The 16,073-nt window shown below is 65.4% G+C and carries 12 protein-coding genes; 3 read left to right on the forward strand and 9 right to left on the reverse strand.

What is annotated here, in order from left to right; genetic code table 11:
• Positions 1–55: 55 nt before the first annotated feature.
• The 3 genes from BFL28_RS10285 to BFL28_RS10295 are packed head-to-tail and all read right to left on the reverse strand — an operon-like array spanning position 56 to position 3,318.
• Entirely contained in the window at positions 56–829 is a 774-nt protein-coding gene (locus BFL28_RS10285) for an alpha/beta fold hydrolase (protein WP_069320465.1), read from the reverse strand.
• Between the two features lie 14 nt (positions 830–843).
• On the reverse strand, positions 844–1,965 hold the full coding sequence (locus BFL28_RS10290; protein ID WP_069320466.1) for an LLM class flavin-dependent oxidoreductase: 1,122 nt from the start codon (positions 1,963–1,965) through the stop codon (positions 844–846).
• Between the two features lie 33 nt (positions 1,966–1,998).
• Positions 1,999–3,318, reverse strand: coding sequence for an MFS transporter (locus BFL28_RS10295; protein WP_069320467.1), 1,320 nt, complete (start codon positions 3,316–3,318; stop codon positions 1,999–2,001).
• Positions 3,319–3,588: 270 nt separating this feature from the next.
• On the opposite strand from BFL28_RS10295, the gene BFL28_RS10300 reads away from it, so the two are divergent.
• Positions 3,589–5,868: a TonB-dependent receptor gene (locus tag BFL28_RS10300; protein WP_069320468.1), complete on the forward strand. Its 2,280-nt coding sequence runs from the start codon at positions 3,589–3,591 to the stop codon at positions 5,866–5,868.
• A gap of 81 nt (positions 5,869–5,949) precedes the next feature.
• The gene (locus tag BFL28_RS10305; protein ID WP_069320469.1) at positions 5,950–6,930 is read left to right on the forward strand and encodes a bile acid:sodium symporter family protein; all 981 of its coding nucleotides are present in this window, start codon (positions 5,950–5,952) and stop codon (positions 6,928–6,930) included.
• Positions 6,931–6,936: 6 nt separating this feature from the next.
• Here the strand turns inward: BFL28_RS10305 and BFL28_RS10310 are convergent, their stop codons facing one another.
• From BFL28_RS10310 to BFL28_RS10330, 5 genes are all read right to left on the reverse strand, one after another.
• Positions 6,937–7,962, reverse strand: coding sequence for a lactonase family protein (locus BFL28_RS10310; protein ID WP_069320470.1), 1,026 nt, complete (start codon positions 7,960–7,962; stop codon positions 6,937–6,939).
• The gene (locus tag BFL28_RS10315) at positions 7,962–9,014 is read right to left on the reverse strand and encodes a zinc-dependent alcohol dehydrogenase (protein WP_069320471.1); all 1,053 of its coding nucleotides are present in this window, start codon (positions 9,012–9,014) and stop codon (positions 7,962–7,964) included. Before BFL28_RS10315 ends, BFL28_RS10310 begins: the two co-directional genes overlap by 1 nt.
• A gap of 10 nt (positions 9,015–9,024) precedes the next feature.
• The gene (locus BFL28_RS10320; RefSeq protein WP_069320472.1) at positions 9,025–9,768 is read right to left on the reverse strand and encodes an SDR family oxidoreductase; all 744 of its coding nucleotides are present in this window, start codon (positions 9,766–9,768) and stop codon (positions 9,025–9,027) included.
• A 4-nt stretch (positions 9,769–9,772) separates the two neighbouring features.
• Positions 9,773–12,004, reverse strand: coding sequence for a hypothetical protein (locus tag BFL28_RS10325; protein ID WP_069320473.1), 2,232 nt, complete (start codon positions 12,002–12,004; stop codon positions 9,773–9,775).
• Between the two features lie 100 nt (positions 12,005–12,104).
• Positions 12,105–13,604, reverse strand: coding sequence for an MFS transporter (locus tag BFL28_RS10330; RefSeq protein WP_158011645.1), 1,500 nt, complete (start codon positions 13,602–13,604; stop codon positions 12,105–12,107).
• A gap of 107 nt (positions 13,605–13,711) precedes the next feature.
• Here BFL28_RS10330 and BFL28_RS10335 point away from each other — a divergent pair, with 107 nt between their 5' ends.
• Positions 13,712–14,887: an MFS transporter gene (locus BFL28_RS10335; protein WP_069320475.1), complete on the forward strand. Its 1,176-nt coding sequence runs from the start codon at positions 13,712–13,714 to the stop codon at positions 14,885–14,887.
• Here BFL28_RS10335 and BFL28_RS10340 read toward each other — a convergent pair.
• The gene (locus BFL28_RS10340) at positions 14,884–16,002 is read right to left on the reverse strand and encodes a 5-methyltetrahydropteroyltriglutamate--homocysteine S-methyltransferase (protein WP_069320476.1); all 1,119 of its coding nucleotides are present in this window, start codon (positions 16,000–16,002) and stop codon (positions 14,884–14,886) included. The genes BFL28_RS10335 and BFL28_RS10340 overlap by 4 nt on opposite strands.
• Between the last annotated feature and the right edge of the window lie 71 nt (positions 16,003–16,073).

Raw genomic sequence — 16,073 nt, forward strand, 5'->3', positions numbered from 1 at the left:
GGGGAAGCGGATCGCCCGCTTCCCCCAAGGTCGCCGCAGGGCGATCCCTGTTCGTTCAGGCGTATTCGCGGCTCGCCACGATGAACGCCGATCCCTTGTCGAGGAAGTGCCGCACCACGCGGAACATCGCGTCGGCCTGATCGACCTGCACGCCATGGGCGGCGTCATAGACATAGGTGACCCGGCCGTTGGGCATGGCCGCGGCAATATGCTGCCCGGCTTCCACCAGCGTGACGCGGTCGAGCGTACCCATGATGGTCAGCACCTGGGTGCGGATTGTCGGCAGCAGCGCGACCAGTTCGTCATCGACCAGCACTGGCCCGCCATAGGCACGGAAAGCCGCACGATTGCCGTCGGCGATGTCAGGCGTCGGCGAGAGATGCGCGGCCTTTTCCGGGTAGGCGAACAGGCCGGTGCGCGCGGCCTGCGGATCCTGTGCCGCCGGGTGCGCGCCGACCGCCACGCCGGCCGGCGCCTCAAGCACCAGGTCGGTTACAAGATCGGGATGCCGCGCGGCGAGATAGAGTGCGACGCGGCCGCCGAACGATGCGCCGAACACGTCCACCTGCGGCGCACCGACTACGGTGCGGATGAAGTCGGCGGCGAGGTCCGCAAGATCGACGACGCTGGCCACCCCGCCCAGCATTGCCGTTCCGCCAAAGCCCGGCAGTACCGGCATGATGACGCGTCGCTCGCCGGCCAGCTTTTCGAGCAGCGGCGTCCACAATGGCCCGCCCGAAGTGTGCAGGACCAGCAGCGGCGAACCTTTCCCCGCCTCGAAATAGCTGACCTCGCCAGCGGCAAGGGTCGCAATCTTGGTCTGGTACATTCGACGTTCTCCGCTCACAGATCGCGCACGTGCGGCAGCACGCGGTCGCGGAACAGGTCCATGCCCTTGCGGACGGTCGCGATCGGCAGGTTGCCGATCTGCATGCTCATGTTGATGCCGCCGCAGCCCAGCTCGTGCTTGAAGCGCTTGATCTGCTGCACGACGCTCTCCGGGCTGCCGCAGAAGATCGATCCGGCGTCGATCATCTGCTGGATCGTCTTCTTGGCCGCGACCTTGTCGAGCCGGCTGTCATAGCTGGCACCGGCCTGCTGCTTGTTGAAGTAGCCCGCCTGCAGGACGAGCTTCAGCGCATCGTAGGTCGGCTTCATCAACGTGCCGTGGAAATAGTCGAGCGCGCTCGCGAACACCTCATGCGCTTCCTCGTCGGTCTCACAGATGCAGGTGCTGGCGCCCATCATGATCTCTTCGTCGAGCGGGTCCCAGCCATGGTCGTTGGCGGTGCGGCGATAGGTATCGACGTTCGCGCGGGCGAGCTTCATGTCCGAAATCAGGCCCATCGCCATGATCGCGCGGCTCTGGGCGGCGAAGACGGCCGATTCCTCGTTGCTTGCCGACATCAGCACGCGCGGCGGCGACTGGATCGGGCGCGGCCAGATCGAGATCGAGCGGAACTGGTAATGCTCGCCCTCCCAGCCGAACGGCTCGGGTTCCTGCCAGCATTTCAGGATCAGCTCGGCCGCCTCCTTCTGGCGCGAGCGGGATTCGCCGGGCGGCGAATTGTAGGCGACATATTCGTGCGGCACGCCGCGCATGAAGCCGGCGATCAGCCGCCCGCCGCTCATGACGTCGATCATCGCATATTCCTCGGCCACGCGGACCGGGTTGGACAGCGGCAGCAAGTTGCCGACCATGCCGAGTGTGATCGTCCTGGTCTCACGCGCAAGGATCGAGCCGATCAGATTGCAGTTCGCCATCGTGCCATAGGGGCTGAAATGATGTTCGTTGCACAGCGCCATGTCGAAGCCGCACGCCTCTGCATGGACCAGCAAGTCGATATAGTCGTGATACAGCTGCCGACCGACCTGCGGGTCATAGTCGCGATTGGGCGTGGGATAGGTGCGTGGCGGCTCGGGATAGTGCGGCCATGGCATCAAGTTGAAGAAACCGAATTTCATCTGGGCTCCCCGATGATGGGCGTTGGTGGGTGATCAGGATGGCAGGGCACTGACGGTGCGGCGCAGGGCACCGCGGCCGAGGGCGAGCGTCACGAACCCGGCCATCGCGCCGACACCGCCGACGATCGCCATCGACAGGCCGATGCTGGAAGGCGCGCCGAACACGCGATCGGTCAGGAACGCGGTGACAAGCGCGATCACCGCCTGGCCGAGCACGTTCTGGACGAAGAAGAAGATCGCGACATAGACGCCGCGCAACCGATTGGGCGCGACGGCGGCCGCGACCACGGCATGATGGCCGACCGAGGCGCAGACCAGGAAGACGAGGATCGCCAGTGCCGCCAGCGCTGCCCAGGCATTGCCGAGCAACGGCATGGCGATCGACACCGGCACCAGCGCCAGCGCGCACCACATGCCGGTGCGAAAGGCCGCGTCGCCCCGGCCCGCCGCCTGCGCGCGATCGGTCATGGCCGCGCCGAACCATTGGCCCAGCGTGGTGGGCACGAGGAAGATCAGCGCAAGCGGCAAGGCCAGCTGACCCGGACCCATGTCGTGCAGCCGCCCGAACAACGCCGGCCCCCACAACAGGAAGCCGGCAAAGGGCAGGTTGATGAAGCTGTAGCCCAGAATATACGCGATCGAGACCTGCTTGTTGGCGCGCAGGAAATCGAGCAGCCGCACGGGCGCATCGGGCGCGGTGCCCAGGCTGCGCCGCGGCGGCTCACGCATCGTCAGCGTGAAGGCCGCGAGCAACAGCCCGGGCAGCCCCACCGCGGCGAACACGAACCGCCAGGGCGACAATTCGCCCAGCACCGGTAGTTCGATCCCGCCCGTTTCCGCCGCGAAGCTCATCAACGCGCCGCCGACCAGATAAGCGATGCTTGACCCCAGTGAGACACCAAGCGTGTAGATCGCCACCGCTCGACCGCGCCGTTCCGGCGGGAAATAGTCGGCGATCAGCGAATAGGCTGCCGGGGAGAGCGCCGCCTCGCCGATGCCGACCCCCACGCGTGCGAGAAACAGCCATCCGAAACTCGGCGCCAAGCCCGATGCGATCGTGCAGAGGCTCCACAGCGCAATGCCGATCGCCACGATGACCCGGCGCGACACGCGATCGACCAGCCAGCCGATCGGCAGGCCGACCGTGACGTAGAACAGCGAAAAGGCGACGCCGCCGACGAGTGCGAATTGCATGTCGCTCAACGCCAGGTCCGCCGAGACCGGGCGGATCAGGATCGACAGGATGATGCGGTCAATAAAGGAGAGGATATAGGCAAGCAGCAGGAGCAAAAGCGCCCAGCGCGCCTGCCGCCGTGGCGGCCAGCTATCACCAACGGGCGCAGCATCCCTCATTCACGACCCTCCGCTCGTATGTTAGTAATATTGTCATACAAACATATGCGGCAGGCGTTTTCAATTGCTTTGTTGCACCCTCGACATGAAACGTGAAATTTTGTCGCCTGCCCCTTGCCAACGTGGCAGCTTTGTATGACGATAACACTGTAGGACGGTAACGGCTCGCGATTAGACGAACGCCGACCGTGTCTAGGCGCTGCAGCCGGGGTTGCCGCGCGAGGTCAAGCAGGAGCGACGGGAGACTAGAAGAGCAAGGGGTTTTCAGCAATGTTCCATAACTATCGTCCCGGCGACCGCCGTGCGCGGATCGCCACACTGCTCGCCTCGATTGCCGCGCCCGCGCTGGTGATCGCATCGCCTGCCGCCGCCCAGGAGGCGGAGGCCGTGTCCGCGGATCCCAACGAGATCATCGTCAGCGGTACGCGCCGCGGCGATGCGTCGGTCAAGGATACCGCGCTGGCGGTCAGCGCCTTTTCGGGCGAAACGCTCGAGCGGGCGAATGTCACCAGCCTCGCCGAAATCGGCAGCATCGACCCTTCGGTCAACATCCAGAGCTATGGCGCGGCCCAGACCAAGATCGTGCTGCGCGGCATCGATTCCAACGTCGGCGCGGTGTCGGCGCTCTATCTCAACGAAGCGGCCGTGCTGGGGGGTATCGGCGGCAACGTGCTGGGCGACGGCAAACCGGGCATCCGCCTGCATGACATCGATCGCGTCGAAGTGCTCAAGGGGCCGCAGGGCACGCTGTTCGGCACCAGTTCGATGAGCGGGACGCTGCGCGTCATCACACGCAAGCCCGAGCTCGACAGCTGGGGAGTGAAGGGCGAGTTGAGCATCGCGGCGATCGATAACGGCAACCCCTATGCCGAGGCGAGCGCGACTCTGAATATCCCGATCGTCACCGATGCCTTGGGCATCCGCGTGACCGGCTGGGCCGAGACCGGCGGCGGCTTCATCGACCAGACGATCCGCGGCACGACGTTCGAGAACGGCAATGATTCCGATGTGCGCGGCGTGCGCGGCGAAGCGCTGTGGCGGCTTGGCCCGAACTTCTCGCTCAACCTCACTGCGCTGCACCAGACGATCAACGTGGGCGGCACCCAGGCGTTCGAAATGGCCCGCGGACCCTATCTCAACATCTCGCCCACGGTGGAGTTCTACAAGGACAAGTACAGCCTCGTCTCGCTCGTCGGCGAATATGATCTGGGCTTCGGCTCGATCATCGCGACCGGCAGCTACAGCAAGCAGGACGTGCGCAATTCGAAGGATTCAACGCCGACCAACATCAGCTTCGGCGTCAACGCCGCATTGAACTTCGTGGCGAATGTGGACTTCGAGGACTATAACGCCGAACTTCGCTTCTCGTCCAAGTTCGATGGTCCGGTGCAGTTGGTCGCCGGCGTCTATTACGAGAAGACCGACAGCGAATATGAGACGGCGGCGGTGCAGGCGCCCAATTTCCGGCCCGCCTGCTACGACTATGTCTCGTGCCGCCCGTTCGTCGCGCCGGGACGCGGGCGCAGCATCTATGAGTTCGGCACCAATACGCACCGCACGATCGACCAATATGCAGCCTATGCTCAGGTCGATTGGGACATACTGCCGACGGTAACGCTGACCGGCGGCATCCGCTATTTCAAGGCGGACATTCGCGACGTCGTGACGAACCTGCAGACGGTGTTCCCCGACTTCGTGTTCGGCGTCGTCACCGTGCCTTCGGTGACCGGCGACGAGCGGGGCACGAACGAGAAGCCGAGCTACAACGCGGCATTGTTGTGGAAGGCGACGCCCGATATCAGCCTCTATGCCCGCGCGGCATCGGGCTTTCGGGTCGGCGGGGTCAATACCGCGACGTCGCTCGCCCAGCAGGCCGGGGTCACCTTCCCCGGCACCTACGATCCCGACAGCCTGTGGAGCTATGAGGTCGGGGTGAAGGGCTATCTGGCCGGCCGCGCGATCTTCTTCGACCTTGCGGGCTATCGTGTCGACTGGAGCAACCAGCAGCTGTCGGCGCAATCCGCCGGCGCGTTCGCCTATACCCTGAACGCCGGCAAGACGGTGTCGAACGGCGTCGAGTTCACCACCACCGTCCGCCTCCCCTCGGGCTTCAGCTTCAGCGGCAACGTGACCTATGTCGACTCCAAGCTCGCACAGGATCTGCCGGCTGCGGTCGCGGCGGCAGGAACGATTGGCCGCAAGGGCGATCGAGTGCCGCTGACCCCCCGCTGGTCGGCATCGGCATCGGCGGACTATGAGACGCCGGTGTGGGGCGACGTCACCGGCTTCGCGCAGGCGCGCATCACCTACAAGGGCGACAGCTACAGCAGCTTCAACCGCGCGACGACCTTCGATACCTATCTGCCCAGCTATACGCTGATCGGCGCACAGGTCGGCATTCGGGGCGGATCGGGCTGGGAAGTCAGCATCTATGGCGAGAATCTCGGCAACGAGGCGCCGTATATGGGCGTGGTCCCGTCGATCGACGGCACGCGCATCTTCACCGCGCGTCCGCGCACTTTCGGGCTGCGTTTGCGCAGCGGCATCTGATACCGGCTAGCCGGTTGATTGAGCGGTCGGCCTGGGGGATCGGGCCGGCCGCTCTTTACTGTTCGAGGGACTGGGACGGCCATGCTGCGTCGCGTGATCGGATTTTTCGAGCCATTCGTGCTGGCGCTGCTGGGCACGGTCCTGCTGGCCAGCCTCCTTCCGGTGCGCGGCGCTGCCGTGCCGATGTTCGGCGGCCTGACCGATGCGGGCATCGTGCTGCTGTTCTTCCTGCATGGCGCGAAGCTGCCGCGCGAGGCGATCGTCGCGGGCTTTGCCCAGTGGCGGCTGCACCTGCTCGTCCTTGGAGTAACCTTCGGCCTGTTCCCGCTGTTCGGCATCGCCTTTTCACACCTGCCGCTGCTGCCGGCATCGCTCGCGACGGGCATGCTGTTCCTGACGCTGCTCCCTTCGACGGTCCAGTCCTCGATCGCATTCACCGCCATGGCGCGCGGCAACGTCCCTGCAGCGGTTTGCACCGCCGCCTTTTCCAACCTTGCCGGCATCTTCGCCACGCCGCTGCTCGTCGCTTTACTGATCGGCGACGGCAATGGCGGCGTGACGATCAACACTGCCTCGATCAAGCTGATCGTCATGCAGTTGCTGGTCCCTTTCCTGCTCGGCCATGCGCTGCGGCCGTTGGTGGGCGGGTTCGTTGCGCGACAGAAGCGGCTGGTGACGCTGGTCGATCGCGGGTCGATCCTGCTCGTCGTCTACACCGCGTTCAGCGCCGCCGTGGTCGAGGATCTGTGGAGCAAGGTTTCGGGCACGACGCTGATCGTGCTGATCGTGTGTTGCTGCACGCTGTTCCTGTTGGTCTGGTGCAGCACGCTGTTGCTCGCGCGCTGGGCCGGCCTGTCGCGTGAGGACATGGTGGTGCTGCAATTCTGTGGATCGAAGAAGAGCCTGGCATCGGGCGTGCCGATGGCCGGCGTGCTGTTCCCGGTCGCGCAAGTCGGCATGATGATCCTGCCGCTGATGCTGTTCCACCAGATCCAGCTGCTGATCTGCGCCGTGCTGGCGCGCCATTATGCCCGGCAACCGCTCGAACCCGTAGACGCCTGATCCACCTCAGGCGGGGAACACGAACGCTGCGCCGGGCACGTCCACGCTGTCGCCCGTCGGCATCAGTTCGCCGTCGTCCTTAAACGCGAACCGCACGACGTTGCCGGCTTCCTCGTTGACCACCAGCAGCTGGCCGTGGTCTTCGAGCATCAGCAGGTTGCGCGGAGACGCGCCGCCACTTGCGACATGCTGGATAAACTCAAGGGCGCCGGTTCCTGCATCCAGCGCGAACACCGCGATGCTGTCATGCCCGCGATTGGTGACATAGACGCGAGTGCCCGCAGCATTGATCGCCAGATCGCCGCCCAGGCTCTCGCCGCTGAAGTCATCAGGCAACGTCGAGCAGGTCGAGCAGGTCGCAAGACCTTCGGCGGTCACCTCGAACACCGTCAGCGTGCTCGCCATCTCGCACACCAGCAGCGCGAGTGGGGCATGGGGGTGGAACAGCAAATGACGCGGCCCCGAACCCGGCGGCGCAGTCCATACAAGTTGGGGCCGTTCGATCGCCGGATCGTCCTTAAGGGCAAAGCGCAGCAGCTGGTCCGTGCCGAGGTCCGTCGCATAAAGGTACGCGCCATCGGGGCTGAAGCGTACGCAATGCATGTGCGGCCCCTCCTGCCGCTCGGCATTCGGCCCGCCGCCGGCGTTCGCAAACAGCGCCGGACCTTGCTGCGGCAGCCCATCCTTGCCCAATGCGAACAATGCGATGCTTCCGCTTGCATAATTCGCGACCGCGATCCGCCGCTCCGCAGGATCGATGGCGACATAGCACGGCTCACGCCCCTCGGACGCGAGGCGCGCCTGCCGGGTGAGACCGGCTTCATCCACGCGATAGGCGCCGACGGCGCCCAGCGCTGCCTCGTCCACCAGATAGTGCAGCCGATGGCGCGGCGACCACACGCCATAGGAAGCGTTGGATGCGACGTCATCTACATTGCCCAGCGTCAGCCCGTTGGCGTCACAGCGCAGGCGGTACAAGCCACGCCCGCCGGCTGCGGCATAGCTGCCGACCCACAGGTCGAGCGAAGCCATCAGATCTCGATCGCCACGAACACCGCCCCGGTCTTCTCCTTGGCGCGTGCCGTTTCGAACGCCTGGTTGATGTCGTCGATCGCAAAGCGGTGGGTAATCAGCTTGCCGACCGGCAGCTTGCCGCTGGCGATCAGCTCGATCACCTGGCCCTGTTCGGCATAGATGTCGTGATAGGCGAAGCTGGCGGAGGGGATCAGCTGAATCTCGGACATCTGGATGCGCTGCCACTCGAGGGGGATCGTCGTCTCGCCCGCGTCGAACCCGCCGATGATGACCACCTTGCCGCCGCGCCGAACCATCTTCGTCGCTTGCGGCAACGTCATCGGCATCGCGGTGCCGCCCGCGCATTCGAACACGATGTCCGCGCCGCGCCCGCCGGTCCATTCCAGCACTGCCGCCTGCCAGTCGTCGCGATGCGTGTTGATCGTGCGGTCCGCGCCCAACGACCTGGCGAGGTCGAGCGCGCTGTCCACGATGTCCGTGATCATCACGTCCGCGCCGGAGGCCCTGGCGAGCATCAACTGCCCCAGGCCGATGCATCCGGCGCCGATCACCACAACCTTGTCGTTGATGCCCAGCCCTGAAAGATGCTGGCCGTGCAGGCACACCGACAGCGTATCGGCCAGCGCCGCCTCCTCGAAGCTGACCTGATCGGGCAGTTTGTGGAATTTGTGCGACGGACCCGCGACATATTCGGCATAGGCGCGCGAGACGAACTGCGTCCGCACGTCGTAGAGGTGCTCGCAGATATTATAGCGCTGCACGTTGCAATAGGGGCAAACCCCGTCGCCCATCACCGTTTCGATGACCACGCGATCGCCCGGCGCGACATTGAATACGTCGGGCCCGACTTCGACGACCTCGCCCGCCAGTTCATGCCCGACGATATGGCATTCGAGCGAGGGATCCTCGACCTTCCAGTGACGCAGGTCGGTGCCGCAGATGCCGGCGACACGGACCCTGGCGAGAACGAAGTTCGAATCACGTAGGATCGGTCGCTCGACATTGGCGATCTGGAACGTGCCGTCCCGGTTCTTCAGCGCTGCCTTCATGACTCCGCGCTCATGCTGTCTTCTGGACGCGCGGCTCGATGCGCAGGGTCACCACATCGGCGCGTTCGGACCGGGTCAGCGTGAACAGGATCGCCTCGGCGATTTCGTCGGCATGCAGCATCTCGTGCCTGGCGATCGCGTCGCGCTGCTCGTCGGTCGAACATTCCTGCATGTCGGTCCCGACCGATCCCGGTTCGATCACGCTGACCTTGATGTTGCGATCGGCGATCTCCTTGCGCAGCGTCTCGGCGAAGGCGTTGATGCCCCCCTTGGTCGCGGCATAGACGCTTTCGCCCACTGCTTTGATGTGCACGCTGATCGAGCTGACGAACAGCAGGTGCCCGCCCCCGCTCGCCTGCATCCGCTCGATCGCATGCTGGGCGCTGGCAAGGTAGCCTGTGAGGTTAGTGTCGATGACGTAGCGCCAGTCGCGCTCCGGCATCTCGTGCAGCGGGTCGGCGCCCAGCGCAGCATTCGCGACGAGGATATCGATCCCGCCAAACCGCTCGTCCACCGCGGCAAACACCGCATCAATCCCCTCGCGCGTCGCGGCGTCGGCGATCAGCCCGATGACGCTGCCTGGCCCTGCCGGCGCGTCGGCCAGCGCAGTGTCGAGCGTGTCGCGATGCCGGCCGAAGGTCAGCACCCTGGCACCGGCCGCAACGAGTTGATGCACCGTGGCGCGCCCGATGCCGGTGGTGCCGCCGGTCACGAGCACGCGCTTGCCCGCAAGCCGCGCCATCTGGTCCGTCATGCCACTACTCCCACATTAGGATCACGCGCCCGTCGGCTGGGGCGTGGAAGTCGATCCGATCGTCCGAGACGCGGTGCGCGCGCAGCGAGTCGCCGTCCGCAGTCGTCATCGTCGCCTTGCTGAGCTTGCGCCGCTTGAGGCGCACCAGGCTGACCAGCGCGACGCAGGTCTCGCCGCCGTGAAGCTGGATCGAGACGGCCCGTTCGCCCGTTCGCTCCATCGACTGGACGAAGTGATTGCAGAACAGCTGGAACGGCGCGTCCTCGATCCGGTGGAACGAGCGCGAAGCAAAGACGAAAGCCGAGCCCGCGCCATAGATTTCCTGCCCAATCTGGCCCGGCGATTGCCCGTCGCCATACAGGTCTTCCAGCGGGAAAGAGAGCGTGGGATCGAGCTTTCCGCTCTGATGCTCGCCCTGATGCAGGATCTCGCGCGGCAGCATGTCTGGAAAGTAGAACTCGGCGCGGTGCAGCGTGTAGCGGCAATATTCGCTGATCATCATCCGCGCGGCCGGGTCCAGCTCCGGTCCTGCATTGGCGAGATATTCCTCGAAGCCCTTGAAGCACTCGAAACACTCGTACATCGCCATGTACGGCGCATCGTGCAGGCAGGTCGCGCCCAGGAAGTTCGAGTAATGCGGCGCGTGGCCGACCTGCGATTCCCAGATTTCGCAATTGTGCAGGAATCCGGCGAGAAAAACGTAACTCTGGGCGAGCCAGTCCTTGTCGTCGGTGATCCGCCACAGCCGCATGCACGCGACCGCGCCCCACACGGTCAGATTGGCCTGGTACATGAGGTCGAAGCGCAGCCCCTTAACCACTTGCAGCGCTGCGGTCGCTTCCTCCAGATAGATCTTGTCGGCGGTCAGCTGATACAGCTGGAGCATCAGATAGGCGTAGATGCCGTTGACGTCGGTTTCGCCGAACCGTTCGTCGCCGCGCGCCTTGGTGATGATCGAGAAGTCGTGGATGTTATAGAGGATCGGCCATTTATACTTGAAATGCCGGGCCGAGCGGATGCCGTAATCGACCGATTGGAGCAGCAGCGTGCGCGCCTGCTCGTCCCCGTCCAGCGCCAGCCGCGCGAGGTTGATCATCGGGTGATAGAGGTACCAGCTGTCGACCGCGTCGGCATCCTTGTCCGGCCCGGTCTTCTTGATATTGGGCAGATAGCGGCGGAGGGTGCCCGCCTCGGGATCATAGAATCTGCCCATGCCGGCCAGCAGTTCGGCCTCAAGCTCCAGCGGCTCGCCGCGCCACTTGCCGAAATCGTGCAGCGCCGAGACGATCGTCATCTGGACCATCGCGTCGGGCATCTCTCCCTCGACATAGGGCATGACATAGCGGTGGCCGTAGTTGCGCACGGTCGCAATCGGCGAGGTCTCGAGATCGTTCAGCGTCCGCTCGGCCCGCGCCAGCCAGTCGCGATACTCGGCCCGCGGCAGGTCCAGCGCCTTATAGGCCGCACCCAGCATCTGGATGAACTGGCGCGCCATCTCCTGCTCGTTGTCGGCTGCCCAGTCGCGGAAGACCAGGATGGCGTCTGAAAGCACGACCGCTTCGCCAACAGGCAGCGGGTCGGCCGGGGAGTCGATCTGCTTCATCACCGGAGGCAGATAGCCAAGCTCAGGCCACTCCCCGCCAACGACCCCCTTGGGCACCGTTCCGGTCGAACGGAAATAGAGGTTCAGCGCGGTCAGGTTCTGGAAGTACAGCACGCTGCCGAATGCCGGCTCGTCCAGCCGGAAATAGACGAGGCCGCTGTTCACGCCACGCTGTGCCGCCTCGACATTACCCGATGCGCCGATCGGATCGTCATTGTTATCGAGGGGATAGAGGTCACGCGGCACGAACGGCAGGTTGAGCGGCGCGGACGGCGTCAATGTCGTGCAGACCCGAAGGCGGTGCAAATCCGCGTCGCTCGTCGATACGGTCACCTCGTATTTGCCCGCCAGGCTCTCGATCTCGAAGCGCAGCGGCTCGCCCCTGGCGCCCGAAACCGTGCGGCATTCGAACGCGCCGGCGGGCAGATGGGCCGCGCGTATCGCGACGCCCCCCTTTGCTTCGCGTCGCACGATGACCCACAGCGCGTCGCGCCCCTCATTCACGCTGACCTTGAGATCGCCGAGTTCCACTTGCGCACGCTCGCGCATGGTGCCGCCGGCCAGTTCGTCACGCAGCGCCAGCGCATAGGGGCTGATCGGTGCCTGGATCCGGGTGGTTGTCTTCGTCGTCATCCCTGCTTCCCGCGCAACGATGCTCAATCGAACGGGGCTGAACCGGTGCAGTTCCCAGGCGAACGTGAATAATTCCGGCACCGCAACATAAGTTACCAACCTAGTTTCGACCGGCTTGCGCGCGCCGGAAGCGAACCCGCAATCGGGCGTCGCGCAGCAGCGATCCCGGCAGGTCGGTCGCCGCCCGCAACCCCGCTACCGTCGAAATATTCCGGATTGAGCGCCGCGTTTCGCTGAGCACCTGCCTCGCCATCTCGCGAGCCTCGATCTCGCCGCGCTCTTCGATCGTCGACAGGCGATGCAGGGCATAGAGGCCGATCGCACCGGCGATCAGGAAATAGAAATCCCAATGGTGCAGGACCAGCGGGAGGGCGAAGACGCCGGCCGGGCTCGACCAGCGTGCCACCAGCTCCAGCTGGCGCGCGCCGAAGAACTCGGCGAGCAACCCGCCTAGGATCGGGGCGACGCCCGCCGCCACCGCCGTCGCCATCGCGCTGGCCGCCAGATAAGCCGTGGCCGACCCCTTGGGCGACAATTTGAGCGCGATGTTGGTGCTCGCCAGCGTCACGCCGGCGATGGACGCGCCCATAACGAGGTGCAGCGCGATCAGCCACAGCTTCACCGCTTCGCGCGACCCCAGCTGCGAGGCGCCGATCATCGCAACGATCGCGAGGATATAGACCGGCGCGCAGACGCTCAGCACCGACTTGTTGGCAAAGCGATCGCTGAGCGTGCCCCACAGGCGCAGCATGGCGATATTGGCGATCTGGCTTACGACGCTCAGCACCATGACGAAGCTGACGTGGAAGCCCAGCTGGCGCACGATATAGACGGTGAAGAACGGCGTCGCGAAATTGACCGCGAATTGCCAGCTGCACAGGAAACGCAGCAGGCGGACGAAATTGCGGTCTTGCAGCGGTTCGCGCAGCAGCGCGACGAGTCCGATCTGATCCGTGCGCGGCGGCATCATCGGTTCGGGCATCGCCGCGACCATGCGCGCGCTAAGCAGCCCGGTGATGCAGCCGACCGCGAACATGCCGGCGAACACCAGGTTGCGCTCGTCCGACCCCGGATGCGTCCAGTCGAGCGCGCCCGCGGCGGCAAGTCCGAGCACCAGGCTGATGGCCGTCAGCCATAGCGTGCGCTTGGCGAACACCCGCCCGAGTTGTTCCTCGGGCGCCAGATCGCGCATCCACGCGTTCCACGCGCACGCCCCGATCGCGCCCATGCCGCACAGCACGAACTGCGCGACGACGAACGCGATCAGCGGGAGCGTGCCGGTAAAGAATGCCGCCACCGCCATGACCGCCAGCATCGCGCGGCCGATGAGGCTGCACACCACGGAAACCCTTTTGCGGGTACGCCAGCGCTCAATCCATGCAATCGCGGGCAATTGCAGCAGCTGCGCCAGGAACGGCGCGCTTGCGAGCAGGCCGATCATGACGTTCGATGCGCCCAGATGCAGCGCGAAGGCAGTGAGGATGACGCCGCTGGTCAGCGCCGCCGCGCCGCCCGACAATGCAGCCTCACGCACCAGCAGGTCGAGGCCGCGCGCGCGCTCTTCCGGCGTGACGACGGCTTGAGGATCGAGCTTCGCCATGAGGCCGCCAACGCAAAGCACCTCTGCCGGTTGCGCCATGATTGGACCGCGCGGTGCTTGTTCGGGGTGCAAAGATCGCTATCCCTCATTCCTAATTGGGGAGGGCAATGGCCGATCGAAGCACATGCGCCAGCGCGCCGGACACGGGCCAGCTTGTCCTGCTGGGCGGCATCGCGGCGCTGGGCTCGCTGGCGATCCAGATCATCGTGCCGGCGTTGCCGTTGTTGACGACAGGGATCGGCGCTTCGCCGCGTGACGGCCAACTCGTCATCAGCAGCTACCTCGCCGCACTGGCCGCCTGCCAGCTGATCGCCGCGCCGCTGGCCGACCGGTTCGGACGACGGCCGCTGCTGATCGGCGGGCTGGTGGCGTTCCTTGGCGGATGCGTGGCATGCGCGCTGGCGGAAAACCTTGCGGTCATGCTGATCGGCCGCTGCCTGCAAGCGTCGGGCGCAGCCGCCGCATTGGTCGCGGCGCGCACCATGGCGACCGATGGCGCGGGCCAGTCCGCCGCTGCCGCGCGGCTTGCGATCCTGACCAGCGTGACGCTGATCTCGCCGGCGGTCGCACCGGCGGTCGGCGGCGCCGTGGTCGGCATCGCGAGCTGGCCGGCGCTGTTCTGGCTGCTGGCCGGCGTTACCCTGCTGAGCCTGATCGCCGCATTGCGCCTGATCGGGGAAACCCGCACCGGCGACCCTGAAGCGCTGCGTCCCGGTCCGATCCTGCGCAGCTATGGCGAGGTGGCCCGCCATCCCCGATATCTGCGCATCGCCCTTGCCAACGGCATGATCAATGGCGGCTTTTACCTGTTCCTTGCGGTGTCGCCCTTCACGCTCACGGCCGCGGGCGCCGGTCCGATGCTGTCGGGCCTGTTCTATTCACTGGTCGCCTGCGCGATCATCCTCGGCAGCCTGGCGGTGCCGGTGATCGCGCGCCGGCACCCGGCGGCGTTGCTGCCGGTTGGTTCGGCGGCGCTGGGCTTTGGCGCCGCTGCCGTGGTGGCGGTGGCGGCCACCGGGTCCGGGCCATGGGGGCTGCTGATCGCGATGAGCCTGATCTCGTTCGGCGCCGGTCTGACCGGCCCGACGCTTCAAGCCGAAGCGATCGCCGGCCGGGGCCAACGCACCAGCACCGCCACCAGCCTGCTGGGCACGATTCAGATGGCGAGTGCGGCGGCGATCTCGACTGCCGTGGTGCGGCTATCGCCGACGCCCACGGTCAGCCTCGCCCTGATCGGCGCGCTGATCGCGGGCGCCTTGATCTTACGGCGACGGCCGGCCTAGCCGCCGATGCCGCCCCAAACCTCAGTCGCTACATCGATGACGAGCTGCATCTTGGCCGCCTGTTGCGCGACCTCGATGTCGTTGCCGTGCACCGTGGACGAAAAGCCGCATTGCGGCGACAATGCGATCTGGTCGAGCGGCATTTGCCGGGCGGCCTCGTCGATCCGGCGCTTCACATCGTCCTTGGATTCCAGTTCGCCGAGCTTGGTGGTCACCAGACCCAGTACCACCGTCTTGCCCTTTGGCACGTGACGCAGCGGCGCGAAGTCGCCCGAACGTGGGTCGTCATATTCGAGGAAGTAGCCGTCGACCTTCAGTTCGTTGAACAGCACTTCGGCGACGGGCTCGTACCCACCCTCTGCCGCCCAACTCGATCGGAAATTGCCGCGGCACAGATGCACGCAAACGATCATGTCGTCCGGCTTGTCGCGGATAGAATCGTTGATGATGCGCGCGTACAGCCGCGGCAGCTCGTCCGGATCCATGCCCCGCCGCCTCGCATTCTCGCGCTGTGTGTCGTCACATAGATAGGCAAGGTTGGTATCGTCGAGCTGGAGATAGCGACAGCCGGCATCGGCGAGGCTGGCGATCTCGGCGCGGTAGGCGGCCGCCAGATCGCTGTAGAAATCGTCCAGCTGCGGATAGGCTGTCGCGTCGATCGCCTCGCGCCCGCCGCGAAAGTGCAGCATCGTCGGCGAAGGAATCGTCACCTTGGGCGTGCGCGTCGTGCAGCTCGCCAGGAACTCGTAATCGGGGCGCTGGATGTCGCGGGCATGTTCGACCTTCCCAGTGATCTTCATGACCGGCGGCGCGTAGGACAGCTCCTTTCCGCCATGCTGGTGGAAGTGAACTGCGGTGCCCCCCGATTCTTCGACGCCATCGAGTTGCAGCAGGAAGTCGGTGTGGAAATATGTGCGGCGGAACTCGCCGTCCGTGATGCTCTGCAGCCCCAGATCCTCCTGAAACTTCACCACGCCGCGAATCGCCTCGTCCTCGGCGGCGCGCAGCCCGGCGGCATCGATCGATCCGGCCTTGAACGCCTCCCGCGCGTCGATCAGCGCCTTGGGCCGCAGGAAGCTGCCGACATGGTCGGCACGGAAGGGGGGCATCGGCATCCTCAATTTCTCCTTGCGGCGTTTGTACGTATTACATACAAATTTTGCCGATAATCGATAAGGGCAAGAGA

Source organism: Sphingomonas turrisvirgatae (genome assembly GCF_001721295.1).
In the GTDB taxonomy this organism is placed as follows: domain Bacteria; phylum Pseudomonadota; class Alphaproteobacteria; order Sphingomonadales; family Sphingomonadaceae; genus Sphingomonas; species Sphingomonas turrisvirgatae.